This is a genomic window from Roseobacter sp. HKCCD5988 (genome assembly GCF_037830355.1).
Taxonomy (GTDB): Bacteria; Pseudomonadota; Alphaproteobacteria; order Rhodobacterales; family Rhodobacteraceae; genus M30B80.
In genome coordinates this window covers 1,396,880-1,419,058 of the sequence record NZ_JBBLYJ010000001.1, presented here as the reverse complement: position 1 = coordinate 1,419,058, position 22,179 = coordinate 1,396,880, and the positions used below count along the sequence as shown (strand labels likewise).

The window sequence follows — 22,179 nt, the reverse complement described above, 5'->3', positions numbered from 1 at the left end:
GCAGCGGCGGCTGCTTAGAAGAAATCGACCGAGACTTGCAACAGGGCCTCGACCGCAGGCACATCTTTCGACAAGGCGAACATCACGATAATATCGCCCTCATCCAAACGGGTCGAGCCTGCAGGGCGGATCACATCCCCCGTTTTCAGCAGCGCCCCAACCAAAACGCCCTCGGGGAATTCGATATCGCGAATTTGCTTACCTGCAAGCGGCGAGGTTGACATCACTTCGGCCTCAATGATCTCGGCCTCGGCATCGCCTATTGAATAAACCCCTTGCACACGGCCATGGCGGATATGGCGCAGGATGCTCGACACTGTGGTTGCACGCGGGTTGACATAGGCATCAATGTCCAATGGCCCCATCATAGGCACCATAGTAGGATCATTCACAAGCGCAATCGCCATCCCTGCCCCTTCGGCCTTGGCGCGCACAGAGGCGAGAAGGTTGGTTTTATCGTCATCTGTGACGCAAAGAACGGCGTCTGATTTATCAATCCCCGCCTCGCGCAGGATTTCGATATCCATGCCATCGCCATAAAGCACGATGGAGCGTTCCAACGCATCTGCCGCCCGTTCAGCGCGGGCGCGATTGGCCTCAATCAGACGCACGCGGGGGCGATGTGCAGCACTTTCCAATTTGCGCGCAACAGCAAGACCCACATTGCCCCCGCCAATGATCACAACACGCTCTTGGCGCGATTGCGTTTTGCCAAAAATCTCAAGGGTGCGCGCCGCATCATCCGTATGGGTGAAGACGTAAATCTGATCCCCTGCAAAAAGCTGATCGCGAGGTTCGGGGGCAAAGAGCGTGCCGTCACGGCGCACCCCAACGACCATCGCGCGCAAGGTCGAGAACAATTCCGTCAACTGGCGCAACGGGGTTTCCAAGACGGGGCTGTCATCCTCAAGCTGAATGCCAAGCAGCTGCACTTTACCGCTGAGGAATACCTCGGACTCAAAACTTGCGGGTTGTGACAAGCGGCGCAATGCGGCCTCGGCCACCTCGCGTTCGGGGGAAATTACAACATCAATGGGCAGGTGATCCCTACGATAGAGATCGGAATAATCCGCCTTTAGGTAGGATTGCGCGCGCAATCGCGCGATTTTGCGCGGAACCCCAAAGACCGAGTGCGCCACTTGACAGGTGACCATGTTCACCTCGTCAGAATAAGTAGCTGCGATAACCATATCGGCATCGCGCGCGCCTGCGCGCTCTAGCACATCAGGGTGGCTGGCGAACCCCGTGAGGCCCTGCACATCCAACGTATCGGTCGCACGGCGCACCAATTCGGGGTTATTATCCACCACCGTTACATCGTTGCTTTCGCCTGAAAGATGTCGCGCAATTTGCCAACCCACTTGGCCCGCGCCACAAATGATGACTTTCATCTTTCCCGTATCCTTACGCGATAACGTTCAGTGCGCCTTCAAGGGGATCAGGATTGGCAGAAACCCAGCACGGGGTCAATTGCCAATACCCACCCGCATGATCGTGGCTTACTCCACCTCTTCGCCTGCTTGCGTCTTGCCAGATGTCACCACGCCGAGCGATTTCAGCTTGCGGTGCAGCGCGCTGCGCTCCATCCCGACAAAGCCCGCAGTTCGGCTGATATTGCCGCCAAAGCGGTTGATCTGGGCCATCAGATATTGCCGTTCGAACAATTCACGCGCCTCGCGCAAGGGCAGCATGGTCAAACCCGGTGAGAGGCTGGCCTCACTGGTGGCTGATTTTCCTTCATCGCTCATAGGAAGATCATCCAAGCTGATCGGGCCTGTCCCTTCGCCCAAGATCAAGACGCGCTCAATTAAGTTGCGCAATTGGCGCACATTGCCTGGCCAGCGCATGGTTTGCAAAGTTGCCATCGCATCATTGGCAATTTTGCGCAAAGCCAGACCTTGCTCGCGGTGGAACATCTCGATGAAATATTCAGCCAAGACGGGAATATCTTCGCTGCGCGCTTCAAGGCTTGGCACCTCAATCGGCACAACATTGAGGCGATGATACAGCTCCTCGCGGAAGCGACCTTCGGAAATTTCGTTTGGCAGATGTTTTGTGGTCGAGGAAATCACCCGCAAATCCACATGCACCTTTGAAGCACCGCCAACGCGGGTAAAGGCCTGATCGACCAAAACCCGCAAGATTTTCGACTGCGTGCCAAGGGGCATATCCGCCACCTCATCAAGCAGCAAAACACCGCCATTTGCCTGCTCAAGTAACCCCTGCTCAACCCCGCGTTCGGGGCTTTCGCGGCCAAATAGCACTACCTCCATCTGATCAGGTGCAATCGCGGCACAGGCCACAGTGACAAAAGGCCCGTCCGAACGGTTGGAATGCGCATGAATATAGCGCGCGGCCATCTCCTTGCCGCTGCCCGCAGGGCCTGTCAGCATCACGCGACCATTGGATTTCGTGACCTTATCCAATTGTGATTTGAGATTGCGAAAGGTGGCAGATTGCCCAAGCATGTCGCCAACCCGCGTCTCGCCACGTTTCAGTGCCGAATTCTCGCGGCGCAGTTTGGACGTTTCCATAGCGCGGCGAATGACCACCAATAGCTGATCAATGTTAAAGGGCTTTTCAATGAAATCATAAGCCCCCTGTTTAATCGCTGCCACCGCGATTTCGATATTCCCATGACCAGAAATGATGACCACGGGCACTTCAGGCATATCGCGCTTGACCGTTTTGAGGATATCAATCCCATCCATATGGCTGTCTTTAAGCCAAATATCGAGGATGATCAGCGCGGGCAGCTCTTGCTGTAATTGCGCCATGCATTCATCGGAATTTCCCGCCATGCGCGTGGAAAACCCCTCATCCTGCAGAATGTCGCAAACCAATTCGCGAATATCACGCTCATCATCGACAACAAGTATATCAGCCATGAATACCCCTCATTTAGCCAATCATTAACGGCAGGTGGATCACCGCCTGCGCTCCTTGATGCGCGCCATCCCCAAATGGCGGCGCATCTCTCAATTCTAGGCTTGCGCCATGTTCTTCGATTATTTTTTTCACAATCGGCAGGCCAAGCCCCGTCCCCTTTTCACGGGTGGTAACGTAGGGCTCGAAGAGGCGCGCGCGGTCTTCGGGCAGGCCAATTCCATTGTCGCTGATTGTGATTTTTAGTACGGGCTGCGCGGCACCAGTTTCAATCGCCAAAGCCACACGAACCTCGCCGTGATGGGGCGTTTGTGGATGTTTCTCGCGATATGTTTCGATGGCCTCGCCCGCGTTTTTGATCAAATTGGTAAACGCTTGCCCAATCATGGTTGCGTCAATCTCCGCCCAAATCTCGCCTTCGGGCTTTGTGAGGGTGATCTCAACCTCAGGCTGACCTGCGCGTTGAAGAGTCACAACCCCTTCCAACAGTTTGGCGATATCCTCACGGCGGCGGCTTGGTTCAGGCATACGCGCAAAGCGCGAGAACTCATCCACAATATGGGCCAGATCATTGGTCTGGCGCACGATCACATCGGTCAACTCTTTCAGGCTTTGACCGTCTTCTTCCGGCAAAATCTTAGTAAATTTACGGGCCGCACGTTCCGCTGACAAACGAATAGGGGTGAGTGGATTTTTGATCTCATGTGCAATGCGCCGCGCAACATCGCCCCATGCGGCCATGCGCTGTGCCGCGACCAAATCGCTGACATCATCAAACGCAACCACATATCCCTCAATCGCGCCATCACTGCGCCCCCGCACCGCGATGCGCACCAAAAGCGTCTCTTGCGCCCCATTACGGGTGAGGCGCAATTCCTCCTGCAACGTATCGCTGCCCCGTTCCCGCAAGCGCGAGGGCAGATCAGCAAATTCAGGCACAAGCGCCGCCAAGGCACCGTGATGGTGCAATTCATCTTCAGACAGGCTCAAAAGCCGCTGCGCAGAGCGGTTGATAAACTCAACATCGCCCTCTGCTGTGACACCAATCACGCCAGCCGTAACCGACCCAAGCACACTATCAAAGAGGCGTCTTTGCCCCTCGGTTCTATCATTTTGTTCAACCAAACGATCGCGCTGCGCCTTCAGTTGCAAGGTCATCTGGTTGAACACGCGGCCAAGCGTTGCGATTTCATCGCCGCTTTTTTCTTCAGGCACGCGCGCCTCAAGATCACCTTCACCAATCCGTTCGGCGGCGGCGGCCAAACGCCCCACAGGACGCGACAGACGTTCGGCAAACCACAGCCCCAACCAAATGGCCGCCATGATCACAATCAGCGCAAAGCCAATATAGAGCAGGCCAAATTCGAATAACACGCGCCCGCGCTCATTTTCCAATTGTCTGTAAAGCTGCACAGTTTGTTGGGTTTCATCAAGCAGTGACATAATCTGCCCATCCACCTCGCGGCTGACATAGAGATAACGGTCAAGATATTGCGAGAGCTTCAGCAGGGCGCGAAACTCGTTTTGGGCGCGATCTTCGATCAACACCACCTCACCCTCAGCCGCACGGATAAGATCAGGGTCACTGGGTTGATCATAATCAAATAAATACGAGCGCTCCCCGCGCGCGCGGATTTCGCCTGCTGCACTGATCACATAAGCCTCACGCAGACCACGCTGGATGAGGCCCTGCCCTTGCCCCAAAAGACGGCGAAGGTCGCCATCGGTGGCAGCCCCGTCATTGCGGGCGGCATTGTCCAAAAAGGCCGCAAGGGCGCGCACATCCTCGTCTAAATCCGTGCGATGTTCTTGTTGATAAGCAATGGCCGCATCCACCGAATTGCCAAGCGCGCCTGAAACGCGGGTCGAAAACCATCCTTCAAGTCCCATGTTCAAGGTAATGGTTGCAAAGACCGCGACCAAAATGGTCGGCAAAAGTGCAACAATCGCAAAGACACCTGTCAGGCGCATATGCAATCGCGATCCTTGCGAGCGGCTGCGCCGTGCTGCGATCATCCGCACCACTTGGCGCGCCACGAGCGCGGCAATTACAAGAATGTAGACCAAATCCGCCAACAAGATCAGGCGCAAGGCAGGCGAAGAGGCTAAATCGCCAAGCGGGCCAAGCACCAAAAAGGTCAAAAGCGCCAATACAGGCCCGAGCGTTACAAGCCCCAATGTGCCCGCATTGCGCAAGCGTTTGGTGCTTTGTAACAGGATCAATCGGCGCCAAGCCGATATCGCCTTATCATTTGATGGCTTTGCCACCTGCCCCGCCTGTCTTTTACGCGGCCCGCAAAAGCGGCCACGAATTTCGCCTGACGCGCGCCATATGTCGCTCATATGTCACGCCCTGTGGCGGGTTTACATCAATTTGCGCCGCCGTGTCACGCGGATATCGAGATCAGAGACTTTCTTTCTGAGGGTATTTCGATTGATCCCGAGCAAATCGGCGCATTTCGCCTGATTGCCGCCCGTGGCCTCAAGCGCGATTTCCAAAAGGGGCGTTTCAACTTCGCGCAGGATTCGTGCGTGCAAGCCAGGAGGCGGCAAAACACCGCCATGGAGATCAAAATAACGCCGCAAATGCTTGGCCACAGAGGCGGATAAACGATCCCCACCGCCGCCGCCCGTTAATGGCTCCATCGCGGGCTGATTGCCAAGCACAATTTGCAATTCGGCACGCGCGATTTCTTCGCCCTGCCCTGTGACCACCAAACGGCGAACGGTGTTTTCCAATTGCCGCACATTTCCCGGCCATGAATAGGCGCGCATCAATTCAACCGCATCATCGGACAAGCGGCGCAAGGGCATGCCATCGCGTTCAGCACGGATCAAGAAATGCTCGGCCAAAAGCGCAATATCATCCACCCTTTCGCGCAAGGAGGGCACAGAAATCGACACGCCCCCAAGGCGGTAGAATAAATCTTGGCGGAAATCGCCTGCATCCATTTTTTCGGACAGATCGCGCTGGCTTGTGGCCATTACACGGGCATCATTCTCGCGCAACGTGTCAAGCAGACGCACGATACGGGCCTGCGCCTCATCGCTGAGATCAGACACCTCATCAAAGAGGATCGAGCCGCCCTTGGCCCGCGCAAGCAGCGTGGAGGGGCCATCGACCCCCTCAAGATCATCGGCGCTTGCCACAACAAAAGGCAGCGTGCGGCGGTCTGAGAAATCATGGGTCGCCCGCGCAATCAGGCTTTTGCCCGTGCCGCTTTCGCCAGAAATCAGAACGGGCAGATCGGTGTTCATCACCCGCGCAACCAATCGATAGAGCGCCTGCATCGCAGCCGTGCGCCCCACAAGCGGCAGATCATGTTGCGCGACAGTGGCGCGCGCCTCGCCATCGGCGCCACTATCCCGCGCAGGCGGCGCAACAGCCGCCCGCCGCTTTTGATCCAGCGCGCGGGCCGCGCGTTTCATCAAATCTGGCAAGTCAAAGGGTTTCGGCAAATAATCATAGGCATCTTTTTCGGTGGCTTGGATCGCCGTCATGATCGTATTTTGGGCCGATATGATGATGACCGGCAGGCCGGGGCGCGTTTCCGTGATCTTCGGCAATGTCTCAAGGCCATTGCCATCGGGCATGACCACATCAGAGATCACCAGATCGCCCTTGCCTTCTTCGACCCATCGCATCAGCGTCATCAAGCTAGAGGTTGCGTGAACCTTGCACCCTGCCCGCGTCAACGCCTGCGTCAATACAGTGCGGATTGTGCGGTCATCATCTGCAACCAGAACGGTGCCATCCATCGTCTCAACTCCTACTCACACGCCGCGCGGCGCGATTGGCAAAGATATCCGAAACACAGTTCGGCCCGGCACGCTGTCCAGCGCGATCCAGCCATCGTGGTCGGAAATGATTTTAGAAACCAAGGCAAGGCCAAGCCCCGTGCCATTTTCGCGCCCCGATACAAAGGGTTCAAAAATTTCGCTTTGACGCTCGAGCGCAATGCCTGGGCCATCGTCAATGATCTCGACCTGCAGGGGCATAGATGCGGCGCTGCCATCGCGTTTGCGCAGTCGCAAGCCCGCCTCGTAAAAACTGCGAATGGTGATTGTGCCCCCTTCACGGCCCGCTTCGGCGGCGTTTTTCAAAAGGTTCAAGAACACCTGCAAAATCTGATCCGAGTCCACCCAAGTCGGCGGCAAAGACGGGTCATATTGATCCAAAATGCGCATATGCGCAGCAAACCCCACCGCCGCAGATTTGCGCGCGCGATCAAGGATGTCGTGGATATTAACCGCCTTACATTCAGGCGGGCGTAGATTTCCGAATTCTTCGACCTGCTCCAGCAGTTTTACGATACGCCTCGTTTCCTCTACGATGAGATCGGTCAGCTCACGGTCTTCGCCGCTGGCATTCATCGAAATCAACTGCGCCGCACCCGTGATACCCGCAAGCGGGTTTTTGATCTCATGGGCCAGCATCTCGGCCATACCAATGGCTGATCGCGCGGCGGATTTACTGACCAAGCCCCGATCAAGCCGCCCCGCCAATTCGCGGCTTTCAAGCAGCATCATCACCTGATCGCCCCCCTCGCTCACAGGGGCAAGCTGCACGTCACAAGATACTGGTTTTTTGGATCCTGTGCCAACATCCACACCGCCCACAAAAAGCGCGGATTGACCTTGACGCACGCGGGCCAAAGCCTCCTCCATCGGGGCATCCACAAAGACGCGATCCCAGACAGGGTTGCCTGTCAAACTGCGTTCGGATGCGTTCAGAAATGTCTCAGCCGCAGGATTGACCGATAGGATCAAATCGCCCCCGTCAATAATCAGCCCGGGGATAGGCAAGGATGACCAGATCATGTCGGATGTGACAGGGCTCATGCGGCGCAGCCCGTTTGTGCGAGCCCATCGGTTAGCGCCGCACGCAGCAGGCGCAACACCTGTTCGGGGTCATCTGTGGTCAACACGGCACGGCGTGGTGCATCCCCTACACCAGCCGCATCCAGATACCAACCCAAATGCTTGCGGGCGACCTTTGCCCCCAGTGTTTTGCCGTAAAAGGACAGCATATCCTCGTAATGGCGCGCGATTATCTGAAAAAGAGCCGCACCTTTGGGGGTATCAGCGCGCGTCTGGCCCGATAGACCCGCCGCGATATCGCGCAGCACCCAAGGCCGCCCTTGCGCACCGCGCCCCACCATGACGCCATTTGCCCCCGATTGCGCCATCGCCCGCGTGGCGCTTTGCGCATCCACGATATCGCCATTGGCAATCAGCGGAATATCAACCACCTCACGAAACGCGCGAATGGCCTGCCAATTGGCATGGCCCTTATAGAACTGTGCGCGTGTGCGGCCATGCACGGTTAGCATGGCAATCCCCAGATCTTGGGCCATAAGGGCGACCTGTGGTGCGTTTTCGCAGGCATCATCCCAACCAAGGCGCATCTTAAGGGTGACGGGAACCGAAACTGCACGTGTCACCGCCTCAAGCACGGCGCGGGCATGAGACAGATCGCGCAGCAAAGCCGCCCCACAGGCCCCTGCACCTGAGCCAGATGTGACCTTTTTCGCAGGGCAGCCCATATTGATATCAATGATCCTTGCCCCTTCCGCCTCTGCCATGCGGGCCGCCTCCCCCATCCAATGGGGATCGCGGCCAGCCAATTGAACGGCCGAGGCCGCAATGCCGAACCCAAGCTCGGCCTTCGCGCGGGCGGCGGGCTTGGAATTGACCATATCTTGGCTTGCAACCATCTCTGAGACGACCAACCCCGCGCCGAAAGACGCAACCAATTTGCGATACGGCAAATCGGTGATCCCCGCCATCGGGGCCAGAAAGATGGGCGGGTCAAGAGTGATATCGCCAAGTTGGATGGGCATGTGCGCTGTGCTGCCTATTCTTTGTGCAGATGGGTTTGGCCTAATCTGCTTTGGGGCGGGAGATCAAAAGAAACGCGACCTTATACTGGGGCAATTTACACAAATGCACAATATTTAATCACCACGATCAAAAAATGTGCAGGACGCTGATCCGTATTGTGCGTCATAGGCTTAGCCCGTATCACCTGATCCATGGATAAATCTGACCCATCCCACACCGCACACTCTTTGACGGCCGCACCGCTCGTGGCGCTGGTTGTGGCCGCGGGTCGGGGCACGCGCGCAGGCGGCGGTTTGCCCAAACAATATCGCAGTTTGGGGGGCGTCCCTGTTTTGCGCCGCGCCGTTCGGGCGCTCTGGGATGCTGCGGATTTCGCGCAAACCATCGTGGTTATTCACCCCGATGATGAGGCGCTCGCCCGTGAGGCGCTTGGCGCGGATGCCGCGCGACTTACATTCGCCCTTGGCGGGGCCACGCGCAGCGCCTCGGTGCAGGCGGGTTTGGCCGCTGTGAATGATAAAACAGCCCAAGTCTTGATCCATGATGCCGCGCGCCCCTTTGTGGCGGTCCGCATCGTGCAAGATGTGATTGCCGCGCTGCGCGAACCCGGCTGTTTTGCTGCCGCACCTGCCCTGCCCATGACCGATGCCCTGTGGCGCGCGGGCGAAGGCCACGTTTCACAAATTCAATCTCGAGATGGGTTGTTTCGCGCACAAACGCCACAAGCCTTTCATTATTCCACCATTTCACAGGCCTATGCCGCCGCAGGCGAAGACGCCGCGGATGATGTCGCCATTGCCCTTGCGCATGGCTTGAAAATTAAGGTGGTTGCGGGGGATGAACAAAATTTTAAACTGACCACAGCGGCGGATTTTATCCGCGCGGGCCATGTCATAGGGGCAAACGGCGCAATGGATATTCGGATTGGCAATGGCTTTGATGTTCATGCCTTTTGCGCGGGGGATCACGTGATCCTCTGCGGGGTGAAAATTCCACATGATCGCGCCCTCAAAGGGCATTCGGACGCGGATGTTGGGTTGCACACTGTAACAGATGCGATTTACGGGGCCTTGGCCGAAGGGGATATTGGCACCCATTTCCCGCCATCCGACCCGCAATGGAAAGGCGCGCCAAGCGACATTTTCCTCATTCATGCGGTCAAACTGGCAGCATCGCGTGGCTATGGGATCAGTAATGTTGATCTGACCTTCATGTGCGAGGCCCCAAAGATCGGGCCCGTCTCAGCCGCGATGCGTGCGCGTTTGGCAGAATTGCTGAGTATCGACCAAGATCGCGTATCGGTCAAAGCCACAACAACCGAGAAACTGGGCTTTACAGGCCGCAAGGAAGGGATCGCCGCGACGGCCACAGTCACATTGGTGAAACCATGACATATTGGATTGCAACTGTTTTTGGCGTGGGTCGCCTGCGCCCTGCCCCTGGCACATGGGGCAGCTTGGCCGCGCTGCCGCTTGCATGGGCCTTGCATGAATTGGGCGGGTTTTGGCTGCTTGCCACGGCGACAATCGCCGTCTTTGCCCTTGGATCATGGGCGATTGAAACAGAAATCCGCAATGGCGCCGAAGATGACCCCTCGGAATTCGTGATTGACGAGGTTGCAGGGCAATGGATCGCGCTTTGGCCCGTCTCTTATGGGGCGATCTTCGCGGATGTCTCTATCTTCGCGCTGTGGCCAGGCATTCTGACGGCCTTTATCGCGTTTCGTCTTTTCGACATTTGGAAACCCGCCCCCGTGGCTTGGGCAGATGCCAAGCGCGGCGGGGTTTGGGTGATGATGGATGATGTGATTGCAGGCTGGCTTGCCGCGCTTGTGGTCGCAATTCTGGCCGCTATTGCACATCTATGGCTGATTTAAGCGCGGATATCATCCAGACGGCCCGCGACAAGGGGCTACGCATCGCCACTGCCGAAAGCTGCACGGGCGGGATGGTCAGTGCCGCGCTTACCGATATTGCGGGATCAAGCGCCGTATTTGAGCGCGGCTTTGTCACCTATTCCAATCAGGCCAAAATTGACCTTCTCGGTGTCTCGCCTGAGACGCTTGCGGCGTTTGGCGCGGTTTCAAACGAGGTGGCGCGTGACATGGCCCTTGGGGCCAAAACTCGTGCGGAGGTCGATATGGCCGTGTCGATTACAGGCATCGCCGGGCCAGGGGGCAGCGCGCATAAACCTGAGGGCCGCGTTTGCTTTGGCCTTGCAAGCCCTGCGGGTGTGGTGCTCGAGCAAGTGGATTTTGGTGCGCTGGGACGCGCGAATGTGCGCATCGCCGCGCGCGATTACGCCTTGCGCCTGTTGCACCACGCCATTTTGCAAAACGATTAAAATTTAATCATAGCGCGCAATTTGCGCATTAATTTCGCGCCAATTTGAAGATTGACCAAGATTTCATCGCCCATTTCACAGCTTGCCTCTTCTTTCGTCAGATGAATCCCGCTTTGAGGCGGGCAAATGAAAAAAGAAGGGAAGATGCAATGAATGCTGCCGATACAGCGTGGATCATAGTCGCCACAGCGTTGGTTCTATTCATGACCTTGCCAGGCTTGGCGCTTTTCTATGGGGGGTTGGTGCGTGCGCGTAACGTGCTCAGCGTGTTTATGCATTGCTACGCAATCGCCTGTTTGATGTCGATTTTATGGCTCGCTTTTGGCTACTCCATCGCCTTTGGATCTGGCACATCAGGATTTTGGGGCGGATTTGACAAGGCATTTCTCAACGGGGTCACCGCAGATAGCCTGTCTGGCAGCCTGCCGGAAATCCTGTTTTTTGCGTTCCAAATGACCTTTGCCATTATCACGCCCGCCTTGATTGTGGGCGCCTATGTGGAACGGGTTGGATTTGGCTTTGTGCTTTTGTTTTCTGCGCTTTGGATGCTGATCGTTTATGCGCCTGTCGTGCATTGGATCTGGGGCGGCGGCATGATGTCGGATGGTGGCATCTTTGGCGAGACAGGCGTGCGCGATTTCGCGGGCGGGATTGTGGTGCATGAAACCGCAGGCCTTGCGGCTTTGGTGATCGCAATTTTCTTGGGCGCCCGGAAAAATCAAACCACGCCCCCCCATAATCCGGGCTTTGTGATGATCGGGGCCGCGATGCTGTGGGTGGGTTGGTTCGGCTTTAACGGCGGCAGTCAGCTAGCGGCGGATGGCGGCGCGGCAATGGCGCTGACGGTCACGCATATTTCTGCCGCAGCAGCCTCGCTCAGCTGGGGGCTCTGGGAGCGCGTGAAATACGGCAAGACCTCGCTTGTGGGTGTCGTCACGGGCACGATTGCAGGTTTGGCCTCTATCACCCCGGCCTCTGGCTTTGTCGGGCCTGTGGCGGCGCTGATCATCGGGACAATTGCAGGCATTCTTTGCCAAGAGGCGGTGAATTTGATCCGCAATAAGGTCAAGATTGACGACACATTGGATGTCTTCGCTGTGCATGGTGTGGGCGGGATTTTCGGCACCATCATGATCGCCGTCTTTGGACAGGGTGCATGGATGGCGCAGCTGGGTGCCTTGGCGGTGGTGGGCGCATACACCATCGTCTTGACCGTGGCCCTTGTAAAACTGGTTGGCATGATCACGCCGCTGCGCGTGGATGCAGAGACCGAGGTAAATGGCCTTGATCTCAGCGTCCATGGTGAACGCGCCTATGATATGAGCAGCTAAATCAGGGATTTACCTGATGACATGAAAGCGGGCTGTCAGGCCCGCTTTTTATTTTTTCCCATATAACGCCTCTGCGCGGGCCTCAAAGGCGCGCACAATCCGCGTCATCGCCTCATGGAAAAACATGCCTGCCGCCCCTTGCAGCAGGCGGTTTTTGAATTCGAAATCCACATCAAAGCTGACCTCGCACCCGCCCTCGGGCAAATCACGCATGCGCCAATTGGAAATCATATGGTGAAAAGGCCCATCAATATAGGCGGTTTCAATCCGCATTTCTGCATCGAAAAGGCGCACGCGGCTGCCAAATTTTTCGCGGAACATCTTAAAACCCACGATTAAATCCGCCAACATTTCGCGATGGTCGCCCTGATCTGTCACACTGCGCACGCGTGCGGCCACGGCCCAAGGGATGAATTCAGGATAGCGCGCCACATCCGCCACAAGATCATAGATCTCATGGGCGCGATAGGGCAGCGTGCGCGTCTCGGAATGGGAGGGCATAGACAGCCTTTCATCTTTCTTTGCACCTTGTGATGTCTTAGATATGGCGGCGGAATTCAAGGTAATGAGCGCAAGAAAATGACAGATCGCCCCTATGAAATTGACGTTTTAATCTCGGCCAAGGCCATTGCCGCGCGGATCGAGGAATTGGCACGCGAGATTGAAGCGCGATTTGAGGATACCGATAAGCTGGTGGTTGTGGGGCTTTTGCGCGGATCATTCATGTTTATCGCGGATCTGTTGCGCGAATTGAACTTGCCTGTTGAAGTCGATTTCTTAGAGGCGTCTTCCTACGGGAATGAAATGACCTCCTCGCGGGAGGTGCGGATTCTCAAGGATTTGCGCGGCGAAATCGGGGGGCGCGATGTTTTGGTTGTCGAGGATATCGTGGATACGGGGTTTACCCTGAGCCATGTTCTGTCGCTGTTAAAATCGCGCGATCCGAAGCGGTTGGAAACCATCGCACTTTTGGATAAACCCGTGCGCCGCGAGGTGGACATCAGCGCCACATGGACGGGGTTCGAAATTCCCGATCATTTTGTTGTGGGCTATGGCATTGATTACGCGCAACGAAATCGCAATTTGCCCTATATCGGCGCCGTGCGGTTCACCTAAGCCAATTCCAGCCAAGGAGATCTGCCCCCATATGACAGGGGCTAAATCGGTCTTGGGGGTGTAAGATGGGGCCAATATGGTTGATGCGGGCGGCCAAATGGGCGCGAAACCCGCCCTCGGCGCGGCAGGTGAAGCGCCTAGTGGTGATTTTCGCGATTGTATTTGCAATCTTTATTGCCGAGCGATTGGAGTTTTGGCCCGATGCCCTAACCTTACCCCCGCGCTAAGGGGGGCTATGTCCCTCACAATCTTGTGACCTTAGCGCGCTATGGCACAGGTCTTGTGCAAAATTAGAATATAAATTTCGCGCCATTCGTGCTTGGATGTCGCAATACTGTTGGTGGTGACCTGGTGCTGGACGGGTCATTTGGGACGACCGATTAACAATCCCGCATGAAACGGAGGGTTTCACATGACGTTTTCTGCAAGTTTCACGATCAAATCCACCCTAATGGCTGCTGCTATTGCTGTGGCGGGCCTGCCTGCTTTTGCCAATGAAGGGGCGATTGGTGCGCGTCAGGGGCAGTTCAAGATTATGGCCCTGAATATTGGGGTTTTGGGCGGTATGGCGCGCGGCACAGTCGACTATGATGCTGCACAGGCGCAAATTGCGGCAGATAATCTGGCGGCAATTTCGCAATTGAACCAAGCCTTTAACTGGCCCGAAGGCAGCGACATGATGGCCGCAACGACCAATCGCGCCTTGCCTGCCATTTGGGAAAATCAGGATGATTTTCTTGCAAAATGGGCGGCCTTTGGCACAGCCGCGACAGGGTTACAGGCCGCTGCCGGCAATGGCCTTGAGGCAATGCAAGCGGCGCTTGGCCCTGTGGGGGGCAGCTGCGGCGCCTGCCACGATGCCTATCGCCAGCCCCAATAAGACACAGGATACGGGGCCGCCCATGTGGAAGAAACTGATCCTCAGCGCCAGTTTGGCCGCTTTTGGCGGGTTTCTTTTGATATGGGCGGTCTTTCCGCGCAGCCCAATCACGGCAAGCACCATGGCGGCCCTCGCTGACCCCAATCTAGAGAATGGCGCGCGTGTGTTTTGGGCGGGGGGATGTGCCTCATGCCACGCGGCAAACGGGGCCAAGGGTGAGGCGAGGTTGATCTTGGCAGGTGGGCGCGCCTTTGAAACGGAATTTGGTACATTTTACGCGCCAAATATCAGCTCTGATGCGACTGCAGGCATAGGCGATTGGACAATGGCGCAGTTCTTACGCGCCATGCAACATGGCCGCGGGCCGAATGGTTTGCCCCTTTATCCTGCCTTTCCTTACAAAGCTTATCGAATGGCTGACCCCCAAGATATGGCTGATCTATATGGCTATCTGCAAAGCCTGCCCGCCGACCCAAGCCTGTCGCTCGACCATGATCTGACCTTTCCCTTCAACATCCGCCCCGCCCTATTTTTCTGGCAGGCCCTCTATCTTGAGCAAGGATATGCGGTCACCGCCCCCTTGAGTGACGAGGCCCTGCGGGGCCGTTATTTGGTTGAGGCCCTCGCGCATTGCGGTGAATGCCACACCTCCCGCGGCGCGCTTGGCGCAGTGGATCATGGCGCGTGGCTTAGAGGTGCGCCAAACCCTTCGGGACAGGGGCGCATCCCCCCCCTCACCCCAGACGAATTGACATGGTCAAAGGATGAGATCGCAGCCTATCTCAATGATGGCTTCACCCCAAGCTTTGACAGCGCAGGCGGCCATATGGTCGATGTTATCCGAAACATGGCCATGCTGCAGCCCGATGATCGGGCCGCAATTGCGCAATATCTCAAAGAATTGCCTTAAGCGCCTAATTTTGCCAAACGCGCCGCTTTAAGGCGGGCAAAATCATCGCCCGCATGATAGCTAGACCGCGTCAAAGGCGTGGCCGAAACCATCAAGAACCCTTTGCCAAAGGCCGCCTTTTCATAGGCCTTGAATTCCTCTGGCGTCACAAAACGATCCACCGCGTGATGTTTCGGGGTTGGCTGCAGATATTGGCCAATGGTCAAAAAGTCGATATCGGCGGCCCGCATGTCATCCATCACCTGCAACACGGCTTGGCGGTCTTCCCCAAGGCCAACCATGATACCAGATTTGGTGAACATGGTCGGATCCATCTCCTTGACCCGCTGCAGCAGGCGCAGGCTATGGAAATAGCGCGCGCCAGGGCGCACCTCAGGGTAAAGACCCGGCACAGTTTCGAGGTTATGATTGAACACATCGGGCTTTGCACGCACCACGATTTCCAAAACACTTGGGTCGCATTTCAAAAAATCGGGGGTCAGGATCTCGATGGTCGTGTCAGGGGATTGACGGCGAATAGCGCGAATGGTCTGGGCAAAATGTTCTGCCCCACCATCCTCAATGTCATCGCGATCCACCGAAGTGATGACAACGTGGTTCAGGCCAAGTTTCTTAACCGCATCGGCCACGCGGCCCGGTTCGAAGACATCCAAGGCCTCGGGCGGCTTACCGGTTGCGATATTGCAAAACGTGCAGGCACGGGTGCAAACCTCGCCCATAATCATCATCGTGGCGTGACCTTGGCTCCAACATTCGCCGACATTGGGGCATCCCGCCTCCTCGCAAACGGTGGTCAATTTATGCTCGCGCATGATTTTATGCGTGGCCTTATAGCCTTCCCCAACAGGGGCCTTCACCCGAATCCAAGAGGGTTTTTTCGGCTGTGCCTGATCGGGGCGATGCGCCTTTTCTGGGTGGCGTTGCTCGGGCAATTTAAGGTCGCGCATGGGTCTGGCTCCGTGACGTTGCGGGGGTAATTTAATCCCTTTGCTACACGATTGTAACCCCGCAGATCACATTGCCTCAGTCGATCATAGCGGGCACCAAGCCGTGATGCGTTTGATAAAATTCCAAAAGGCGTTGCAGCCCAATCTTCAGAACAACCTTTCCCGACCGCGCCGACCATCCCAAACGGCGCTCGGCCGATTCCATCCCCTCAAGGAAACAGCAGACCCGCATCACCACATCAGACAGACCCGGCCCTAAATGTTCCATGGCATCCAAAACACGTTTGCGCGCGGCGGTAGGCCCTTCGCCGATCCCACCATCGCCAAACACGCCGCGATCTGCCGAGGTCAAAAACCGATCCCAATTTTGCGCCACGCGCGGCCCCAATTGAGCGCGCTCAAAATCTTCGCGCTTGATGCCATAATCAGCATGCTGCGCGGCAAAGACATTTGGCCCCTGCCCCAGATCCCCATCCGATTTGCGGCGGCGGCGGTCTTCTTCGATCAGGCGTTTCAAGGCCAAACGCCCCGTTGGCGTAATCCGATAGGAGGCCACCCTCCCCTTGCGCGTGGCGCATATCCAATCCTTCAGCACAAAAGATTGCGCGTGGCTGCCCATTACTCGCCCACCCAACATATCACGACCCTTGCCGCGCTGATCCAACTGGCTGAGCGCAAAAGCACAGATGCGACTGTCGCAAAAGAAAACCGCCCCAAGCTTGTGGCATGGGGCGGCGAAAGATCCAGTGACCTAGACGCTCAGATAAAGGCGTCTGGCATCTCAGATTTGCGTTGCGCGATATAGGCCTTGAGGGCCTCGTCAACCGCAGGGTCTAGCGCGGGCTGGACATATTCAGACAGCATTTTGTCCACCCGCGCAGCCGCCAAGGCCACGCTGTCACGGCTGCCCTCATCAACCCATGTTTCATAGGGCTTGTAATCAAGCACATTGGTTTTCCAGAAGGCGGTTTTGAAATTCGCCTGTGTATGCGCACAGCCCAAGAAATGCCCGCCCGGGCCAACCTCGCGCAACGCATCCATCGCTTGGGCATTCTCGTCAATCGGCACACCCGCCGCCAGATGGTGCAACACGCCAAGCTGATCCGCATCAAGCACGAATTTCTCAGGGCTTGCGGCCAAACCGCCCTCAAGCCAACCACAAGCATGCAGCATGAAATTCACGCCTGACAGCAAACCCATATTCAGCGAATTCGATGTCTCATAGGCTGCCTGCGCATCGGGCAATTTTGAGCCGTTAAACGACCCCGCCGAGCGGTAAGGTAAGTTCAAACGCCGCGCCAATTGCCCTGCACCATAGGTGATTTGCGCAGCCTCTGGCGTGCCAAATGTCGGTGCGCCTGAATTCATATCAATTGATGTCACAAAGGCCCCGAATATCACAGGCGCGCCTTTGCGGATCATTTGGCTATAGGCAACAGCCACCATCACCTCGGCCAACACTTGGGTCAGCGTGCCCATAACCGAAACAGGCGCCATCGCGCCCCCCACGATAAAGGGCGAGACGATGCAAGCCTGATTATTCGCGGCATAAACCTCCAATGCGCCCATCATGGTTGCATCGAAAGTCAGCGGGGAATTGATATTGATCAGCGATGTCATGACCGTGTTATTGGTCGCGAAGTCTTCGCCGAACAGAATTTTGCACATATCAACCGAGTCTTGCGCCCGCGATGGTTCGGTGACCGACCCCATAAAGGGCTTATCACTCAGGCTCATATGCGCATAAAGCATATCAAAATGGCGCTTGTTAACGGGAATATCCGTTGGTTCGCACACTGTGCCACCCGAATGGTGCAGCCATTTCGACATATAGCCCAGTTTTACGAATTTCTGAAAATCAGCCATAGTCGCATAACGGCGGCCGCCGACACTGTCCCAAACAAAGGGAGGGCCATAAACAGGGGCAAGCACCAAAGATTTGCCGCCGATCTCAACACTGCGCTCTGGGTTACGGGCGTGTTGGATAAACGAGGACGGCGCGGTTTTAATCAGGCTGCGCAGCAGTCCCTTGGGAAAACGCACACGCTCGCCGTTGACATCGGCCCCCACATCTTTCCATCGCTTCAGCGCCTCGGAATTTTCCACGAAATTGACACCGATCTCTTCGAGAACAGTTTCCGCATTCGCCTCGATGATCTCCAGCGCCTCGTCCGAGAGGATTTCGAGATTGGGGATTTTGCGTTCGATATATTTCGCCGCTTCAAGTTTGGGTGCGCTGCGCTCCGCACGGCGGGCGGCTCCGCCACCCCCTCTGCCCCGACGTCGATCTGCTGCTGCTTCGCTCATGATTTTGCCCTCTCGAAGTGACATAAATTTCAATCCCGCAAAAATTGCGGGGCAGGTGTGTTGCCGCTTTTATCTTGCGAAACAATGGGGGCGATGGCGATTTGCGCCATTTGCGAGGGGAAAGCGACATTCGCGCTCTTGCGCGCGCGCAAAGCCTCGCCTATGCGAAGCATATGACGATAGAACCCATTGCCCAATCCCATGAGCGGCTTCTGATCATTGATTTCGGCAGCCAAGTGACGCAACTGATTGCCCGCCGCCTGCGCGAGCAAAATGTGTATTGTGAAATTCACCCCTATCAAAATGTCGATGCCGCGTTTTTGGCGGAATTCGACCCCAAGGCGGTGATTTTCTCGGGCGGGCCAGATTCGGTGATGCGAGAAGGATCCCCGCGCCCGCCGCGCGCCGTGTATGATCTGGGCGTGCCGATCATGGGCATCTGCTATGGCCAGCAGGTGATGATGCAGGATCTGGGTGGCAAGGTTGAGGCAGGCGAACACGCCACCGCCGAATTTGGACGCGCCTATGTGACCAAAACCACCGCCCAATCAGATTTTGTGGATGGATGGTTCAGCGCGGAAGATGGCCGCGAACAGGTTTGGATGAGCCACGGCGACCATGTTAGCAAAATTGCCGATGGGTTCGAAGTGCTTGGCACATCCCCAGGCGCGCCTTTTGCGATTACCGCCGATGTGAACCGCCGTTTTTACGCGGTGCAATTCCACCCCGAGGTGCATCACACCCCCAATGGCGCGCAGCTCTATAAGAATTTTCTCTCCATCGCAGGTTTCCGCGGCGATTGGACAATGGCGGGCTATCGTGACCAAGCGGTCGCCGCCATTCGCGAACAGGTCGGCGATGCTAAGGTGATTTGCGGCCTGTCAGGCGGGGTTGATAGTTCGGTCGCTGCGGCCCTCATCCATGAGGCCATTGGCGATCAGCTCACTTGCGTCTTTGTGGATCATGGCCTGCTGCGCATGGGCGAGGCTGAGGAAGTGGTCACGATGTTCCGCGACCACATGAACCTGTCCGTGATCCACGCGCAAGAACAGGATTTGTTCCTTGGTGCACTCGAAGGGGTCAGTGACCCCGAGGTGAAGCGCAAAACCATCGGCAAATTATTTATTGATGTGTTCCAGAAATATGCCGATAGCATCGAAGGCGCCTCCTTTTTGGCGCAGGGCACGCTTTACCCTGATGTCATTGAAAGCGTAAGCTTTTCTGGCGGGCCAAGCGTCACGATCAAAAGCCATCACAATGTGGGTGGCCTGCCCGAAAAGATGGGGCTGAAACTGGTCGAACCCTTGCGCGAATTGTTCAAGGACGAGGTGCGCGCCTTGGGTCGTGAACTGGGTCTGCCCGCACATTTCATCGGCCGCCACCCCTTCCCCGGGCCTGGTCTTGCGATCCGTTGCCCCGGCGAGATCACCCGCGAAAAGCTAGAAATCCTGCGCAAGGCCGATGCGGTTTATATCGACCAAATCCGCAAGCATGGGCTTTATGACGAGATTTGGCAGGCCTTTGTGGCGATCCTGCCCGTGCGCACCGTGGGTGTGATGGGCGATGGCCGCACCTATGATTATGCCTGCGCCCTGCGTGCGGTGACATCAGTTGATGGGATGACGGCGGATTATTACCCGTTTAGCCATGATTTCTTGGGCGAAACCGCCACCCGCATCATCAACGAGGTCAAGGGCATCAACCGCGTGACCTATGACATCACCTCAAAACCGCCCGGAACGATTGAGTGGGAGTGAGGCGCGATGTATGTATCTGTCACAGGTCTGAAAACCAAAGGCATGATCAGTTGGATCAGGTTTTGGGCCTTGGCAATCCCCGCCTTTCGCGCCGCGCAAACGGCCAAAGGCGCGCGCTTTGTCGGCACGAAAATCCGCCAAGGTGTGCATCATACCTTGACCGTGTGGGGCAGCAAAGCCGATATGATGGCCTATCGCAGATCACCTGCGCATCTTAAATCCATGAGGGTGTTCGCCCAAATTGCTACGGGCAAGGTGCATGGATATGAGGCCGATAATATTCCGACATGGGACGCAGCTTTGGTCGAATATGACGCAAAGGCACGTGACGTCTAAATTGTCCCTCAACTCTCAGGCGCCACGTAAACACCCTGCTCTTTAAGAGCGTCAATCACTTCTTCGGGCATATAGGTCTCATCATGGCGGGCGAGGATTTCGGTTGCTTCAAACACGCCATCAATCAGGCGGCCTGTGCCAACCATGCCTTCGCCCTCGCCAAACAAATCTGGCAGAACACCCGTGTAAGACACAGGGATGGAGGCCGCGCCATCGGTGACGTTGAAGGTGATGGTCGCCCCTTGGCCGCGGCGCAATGTCCCCTCCTCCACAAGGCCGCCGATGCGGAAGGTTTTATTCGCTGCGGGCGGGTTTTCGGCCACCTCGGCGGGCGGCATGAAGAAATTGATGCCATCACGAAACCCATACCCAACCAGCGCGGTCATGCCGACCAGGCAAAACACGGCCAGCATAACAATCTGAATACGGCGTCTTTTTTTCAATGTTTGCATCGTCTTACACCTATCATTCCATCACGCCGTCACGCGAGGTCATGGGAAAAGCGCGAGGTTTTCTAACCCTTGCTTTTCGTCAAACCCAAGCATCAGATTGGCGTTTTGCAACGCTTGACCCGATGACCCTTTGCACAGGTTATCAAGCGCGGCAAAAACAATCGCGCGGCCCGCGCGCCGATCCTTTGCCACCCCTATATAGGCATGGTTCGAGCCGCGCACATCATGCGTTGACGAGGCTGCGCCAAAGGGTAGCACGTGCACGAAAGGCTCAGATGCATAGGTTGCGGCCAATGTGTCGTAAATCGCCTCAGCCTCACCTTTGACATAGACCGTGGCCAAGATCCCGCGGTTAAACGGGGCGAGATGGGGGGTAAATTGCACCTCAACCTTGCGCCCTGCGAGGGCTGAGAATTCTTGATCAAATTCCCCCAAATGGCGATGCGTGCCGCCTACCCCATAGGGGTTTGTGCCTTCCGAGAGTTCAGCATGAAGCAGGTTCTCTTTTAGGCTGCGCCCTGCCCCCGACACGCCAACCACCATGTTAATGATGATCTCATCAAGATCAATCAGCCCCGCCGAAATCAAAGGCCGCAAGGCATATTGCCCCGTGGCCGCGTTGCAGCCCGTGCCTGCGACAAGGCGCGCCGCTGATATCTCATCACGGTAAAATTCAGTCAGACCATAGACCGCTTCCGTCTGCAATTCTGGGGCGGCATGGGGCTGGCCATACCATTTTTCATAGGCCACAGGGTCGCGCAGACGAAAATCCGCGGAGAGATCCACAATTTTCAAATTGCGCGGCAGGTCTTTGATCACCGCCTGCGAGGTCGCATGGGGCAGCGCGCAAAAGGCCAGATCAATATTCGTGAAATCAATTTCTTCAATTTTCTGAAGAACGGGCAAATCTAAATGACGCAAAAAGGGAAACACATCCCCCATCGCCATGCCCGCCTTGCGCTCGCCTGACAGGGCCACGATGCGCATGCCCCCATGCACATGGATCAGCCGCACCAATTCCGCGCCCGTATATCCAGAGGCCCCTAGGATCGCGATATTCTTTGTCATTC

21 protein-coding genes are annotated in these 22,179 nt (G+C 56.5%); 9 read left to right on the top strand and 12 right to left on the bottom strand.

The window, feature by feature from the left end:
* Nucleotides 1-14: 14 nt before the first annotated feature.
* From trkA to dusB, 6 genes are all read right to left on the bottom strand, one after another.
* Entirely contained in the window at nucleotides 15-1,391 is a 1,377-nt protein-coding gene (trkA, locus tag AAC636_RS07055; protein WP_340300909.1) for a Trk system potassium transporter TrkA, read from the bottom strand.
* A gap of 108 nt (nucleotides 1,392-1,499) precedes the next feature.
* On the bottom strand, nucleotides 1,500-2,888 hold the full coding sequence (ntrX, locus tag AAC636_RS07050; RefSeq protein ID WP_340300908.1) for a nitrogen assimilation response regulator NtrX: 1,389 nt from the start codon (nucleotides 2,886-2,888) through the stop codon (nucleotides 1,500-1,502).
* A gap of 13 nt (nucleotides 2,889-2,901) precedes the next feature.
* Nucleotides 2,902-5,229 (bottom strand): sensor histidine kinase NtrY-like, encoded by a 2,328-nt coding sequence (locus AAC636_RS07045; RefSeq protein WP_340300907.1) that lies wholly within the window; start codon nucleotides 5,227-5,229, stop codon nucleotides 2,902-2,904.
* A 21-nt stretch (nucleotides 5,230-5,250) separates the two neighbouring features.
* Nucleotides 5,251-6,645 (bottom strand): response regulator, encoded by a 1,395-nt coding sequence (locus AAC636_RS07040; RefSeq protein ID WP_340300906.1) that lies wholly within the window; start codon nucleotides 6,643-6,645, stop codon nucleotides 5,251-5,253.
* A 15-nt stretch (nucleotides 6,646-6,660) separates the two neighbouring features.
* A complete protein-coding gene (locus AAC636_RS07035) occupies nucleotides 6,661-7,728 on the bottom strand; it encodes a two-component system sensor histidine kinase NtrB (RefSeq protein WP_340300905.1) in 1,068 nt (355 codons plus the stop codon).
* A complete protein-coding gene (gene dusB / locus AAC636_RS07030; RefSeq protein WP_340300904.1) occupies nucleotides 7,725-8,729 on the bottom strand; it encodes a tRNA dihydrouridine synthase DusB in 1,005 nt (334 codons plus the stop codon). The genes AAC636_RS07035 and dusB overlap by 4 nt, the downstream gene beginning before the upstream one ends.
* A 192-nt stretch (nucleotides 8,730-8,921) precedes the next feature.
* Between dusB and AAC636_RS07025 the strand changes: the two genes are divergently transcribed.
* The 4 genes from AAC636_RS07025 (at nucleotide 8,922) to AAC636_RS07010 (ending at nucleotide 12,404) form a co-directional block, all read left to right on the top strand.
* Nucleotides 8,922-10,121: a bifunctional 2-C-methyl-D-erythritol 4-phosphate cytidylyltransferase/2-C-methyl-D-erythritol 2,4-cyclodiphosphate synthase gene (locus AAC636_RS07025; protein ID WP_340300903.1), complete on the top strand. Its 1,200-nt coding sequence runs from the start codon at nucleotides 8,922-8,924 to the stop codon at nucleotides 10,119-10,121.
* The gene (locus AAC636_RS07020; protein ID WP_340300902.1) at nucleotides 10,118-10,606 is read left to right on the top strand and encodes a phosphatidylglycerophosphatase A family protein; all 489 of its coding nucleotides are present in this window, start codon (nucleotides 10,118-10,120) and stop codon (nucleotides 10,604-10,606) included. Before AAC636_RS07025 ends, AAC636_RS07020 begins: the two co-directional genes overlap by 4 nt.
* On the top strand, nucleotides 10,594-11,073 hold the full coding sequence (locus tag AAC636_RS07015) for a CinA family protein (protein WP_340300901.1): 480 nt from the start codon (nucleotides 10,594-10,596) through the stop codon (nucleotides 11,071-11,073). Before AAC636_RS07020 ends, AAC636_RS07015 begins: the two co-directional genes overlap by 13 nt.
* Nucleotides 11,074-11,222: 149 nt before the next feature.
* Nucleotides 11,223-12,404: an ammonium transporter gene (locus tag AAC636_RS07010; RefSeq protein ID WP_340300900.1), complete on the top strand. Its 1,182-nt coding sequence runs from the start codon at nucleotides 11,223-11,225 to the stop codon at nucleotides 12,402-12,404.
* Nucleotides 12,405-12,452: 48 nt separating this feature from the next.
* Here the strand turns inward: AAC636_RS07010 and AAC636_RS07005 are convergent, their stop codons facing one another.
* A complete protein-coding gene (locus AAC636_RS07005) occupies nucleotides 12,453-12,905 on the bottom strand; it encodes a type II toxin-antitoxin system RatA family toxin (protein WP_317654608.1) in 453 nt (150 codons plus the stop codon).
* A gap of 78 nt (nucleotides 12,906-12,983) precedes the next feature.
* Here AAC636_RS07005 and hpt point away from each other — a divergent pair, with 78 nt between their 5' ends.
* From hpt to AAC636_RS06990, 3 genes are all read left to right on the top strand, one after another.
* A complete protein-coding gene (hpt, locus tag AAC636_RS07000; protein WP_340251307.1) occupies nucleotides 12,984-13,520 on the top strand; it encodes a hypoxanthine phosphoribosyltransferase in 537 nt (178 codons plus the stop codon).
* 412 nt (nucleotides 13,521-13,932) lie between these two features.
* Nucleotides 13,933-14,400 carry a c-type cytochrome gene (locus AAC636_RS06995; RefSeq protein WP_340300899.1) on the top strand — a complete coding sequence of 156 codons (468 nt, stop codon included), beginning with the start codon at nucleotides 13,933-13,935 and terminating at the stop codon, nucleotides 14,398-14,400.
* Nucleotides 14,401-14,422: 22 nt separating this feature from the next.
* A complete protein-coding gene (locus AAC636_RS06990; RefSeq protein ID WP_340300898.1) occupies nucleotides 14,423-15,310 on the top strand; it encodes a cytochrome c in 888 nt (295 codons plus the stop codon).
* Here AAC636_RS06990 and lipA read toward each other — a convergent pair.
* From lipA to AAC636_RS06975, 3 genes are all read right to left on the bottom strand, one after another.
* Complete coding sequence (gene lipA / locus AAC636_RS06985) at nucleotides 15,307-16,257, bottom strand: lipoyl synthase (RefSeq protein WP_317654603.1); 951 nt, start codon at nucleotides 16,255-16,257, stop codon at nucleotides 15,307-15,309. The two genes, AAC636_RS06990 and lipA, sit on opposite strands and share 4 nt — an antisense overlap.
* Nucleotides 16,258-16,333: 76 nt before the next feature.
* Nucleotides 16,334-16,894, bottom strand: a complete 561-nt coding sequence (locus AAC636_RS06980) for a DUF6456 domain-containing protein (RefSeq protein ID WP_340300897.1) — start codon at nucleotides 16,892-16,894, stop codon at nucleotides 16,334-16,336.
* 122 nt (nucleotides 16,895-17,016) lie between these two features.
* Nucleotides 17,017-18,564 carry a trimethylamine methyltransferase family protein gene (locus tag AAC636_RS06975; protein ID WP_340300896.1) on the bottom strand — a complete coding sequence of 516 codons (1,548 nt, stop codon included), beginning with the start codon at nucleotides 18,562-18,564 and terminating at the stop codon, nucleotides 17,017-17,019.
* Between the two features lie 173 nt (nucleotides 18,565-18,737).
* Between AAC636_RS06975 and guaA the strand changes: the two genes are divergently transcribed.
* Entirely contained in the window at nucleotides 18,738-20,321 is a 1,584-nt protein-coding gene (guaA, locus tag AAC636_RS06970; RefSeq protein ID WP_340300895.1) for a glutamine-hydrolyzing GMP synthase, read from the top strand.
* Between the two features lie 6 nt (nucleotides 20,322-20,327).
* Nucleotides 20,328-20,657 carry a hypothetical protein gene (locus AAC636_RS06965; RefSeq protein WP_340300894.1) on the top strand — a complete coding sequence of 110 codons (330 nt, stop codon included), beginning with the start codon at nucleotides 20,328-20,330 and terminating at the stop codon, nucleotides 20,655-20,657.
* 8 nt (nucleotides 20,658-20,665) lie between these two features.
* Here AAC636_RS06965 and ccmE read toward each other — a convergent pair whose 3' ends face one another.
* Nucleotides 20,666-21,109, bottom strand: coding sequence for a cytochrome c maturation protein CcmE (ccmE, locus tag AAC636_RS06960; protein WP_340251321.1), 444 nt, complete (start codon nucleotides 21,107-21,109; stop codon nucleotides 20,666-20,668).
* 39 nt (nucleotides 21,110-21,148) lie between these two features.
* Nucleotides 21,149-22,177, bottom strand: coding sequence for an N-acetyl-gamma-glutamyl-phosphate reductase (argC, locus tag AAC636_RS06955; protein ID WP_340300893.1), 1,029 nt, complete (start codon nucleotides 22,175-22,177; stop codon nucleotides 21,149-21,151).
* Nucleotides 22,178-22,179 lie beyond the last annotated feature (2 nt).

Coding starts and splice junctions, on each gene's coding strand:
- AAC636_RS07040 (WP_340300906.1), bottom strand. CDS start 6,645: ATGGATGGCACCGTTCTGGTTGCAGATGATGACCGCACAATCCGCACT.
- ccmE (WP_340251321.1), bottom strand. CDS start 21,109: ATGCAAACATTGAAAAAAAGACGCCGTATTCAGATTGTTATGCTGGCC.
- hpt (WP_340251307.1), top strand. CDS start 12,984: ATGACAGATCGCCCCTATGAAATTGACGTTTTAATCTCGGCCAAGGCC.
- dusB (WP_340300904.1), bottom strand. CDS start 8,729: ATGCCCATCCAACTTGGCGATATCACTCTTGACCCGCCCATCTTTCTG.
- AAC636_RS07035 (WP_340300905.1), bottom strand. CDS start 7,728: ATGAGCCCTGTCACATCCGACATGATCTGGTCATCCTTGCCTATCCCC.
- AAC636_RS07010 (WP_340300900.1), top strand. CDS start 11,223: ATGAATGCTGCCGATACAGCGTGGATCATAGTCGCCACAGCGTTGGTT.
- AAC636_RS06975 (WP_340300896.1), bottom strand. CDS start 18,564: ATGAGCGAAGCAGCAGCAGATCGACGTCGGGGCAGAGGGGGTGGCGGA.
- AAC636_RS07020 (WP_340300902.1), top strand. CDS start 10,118: ATGACATATTGGATTGCAACTGTTTTTGGCGTGGGTCGCCTGCGCCCT.
- AAC636_RS07045 (WP_340300907.1), bottom strand. CDS start 5,229: ATGAGCGACATATGGCGCGCGTCAGGCGAAATTCGTGGCCGCTTTTGC.
- AAC636_RS06990 (WP_340300898.1), top strand. CDS start 14,423: ATGTGGAAGAAACTGATCCTCAGCGCCAGTTTGGCCGCTTTTGGCGGG.
- lipA (WP_317654603.1), bottom strand. CDS start 16,257: ATGCGCGACCTTAAATTGCCCGAGCAACGCCACCCAGAAAAGGCGCAT.
- AAC636_RS07015 (WP_340300901.1), top strand. CDS start 10,594: ATGGCTGATTTAAGCGCGGATATCATCCAGACGGCCCGCGACAAGGGG.
- argC (WP_340300893.1), bottom strand. CDS start 22,177: ATGACAAAGAATATCGCGATCCTAGGGGCCTCTGGATATACGGGCGCG.
- AAC636_RS06980 (WP_340300897.1), bottom strand. CDS start 16,894: ATGTTGGGTGGGCGAGTAATGGGCAGCCACGCGCAATCTTTTGTGCTG.
- trkA (WP_340300909.1), bottom strand. CDS start 1,391: ATGAAAGTCATCATTTGTGGCGCGGGCCAAGTGGGTTGGCAAATTGCG.
- AAC636_RS07025 (WP_340300903.1), top strand. CDS start 8,922: ATGGATAAATCTGACCCATCCCACACCGCACACTCTTTGACGGCCGCA.
- guaA (WP_340300895.1), top strand. CDS start 18,738: ATGACGATAGAACCCATTGCCCAATCCCATGAGCGGCTTCTGATCATT.
- AAC636_RS07005 (WP_317654608.1), bottom strand. CDS start 12,905: ATGCCCTCCCATTCCGAGACGCGCACGCTGCCCTATCGCGCCCATGAG.
- ntrX (WP_340300908.1), bottom strand. CDS start 2,888: ATGGCTGATATACTTGTTGTCGATGATGAGCGTGATATTCGCGAATTG.
- AAC636_RS06995 (WP_340300899.1), top strand. CDS start 13,933: ATGACGTTTTCTGCAAGTTTCACGATCAAATCCACCCTAATGGCTGCT.
- AAC636_RS06965 (WP_340300894.1), top strand. CDS start 20,328: ATGTATGTATCTGTCACAGGTCTGAAAACCAAAGGCATGATCAGTTGG.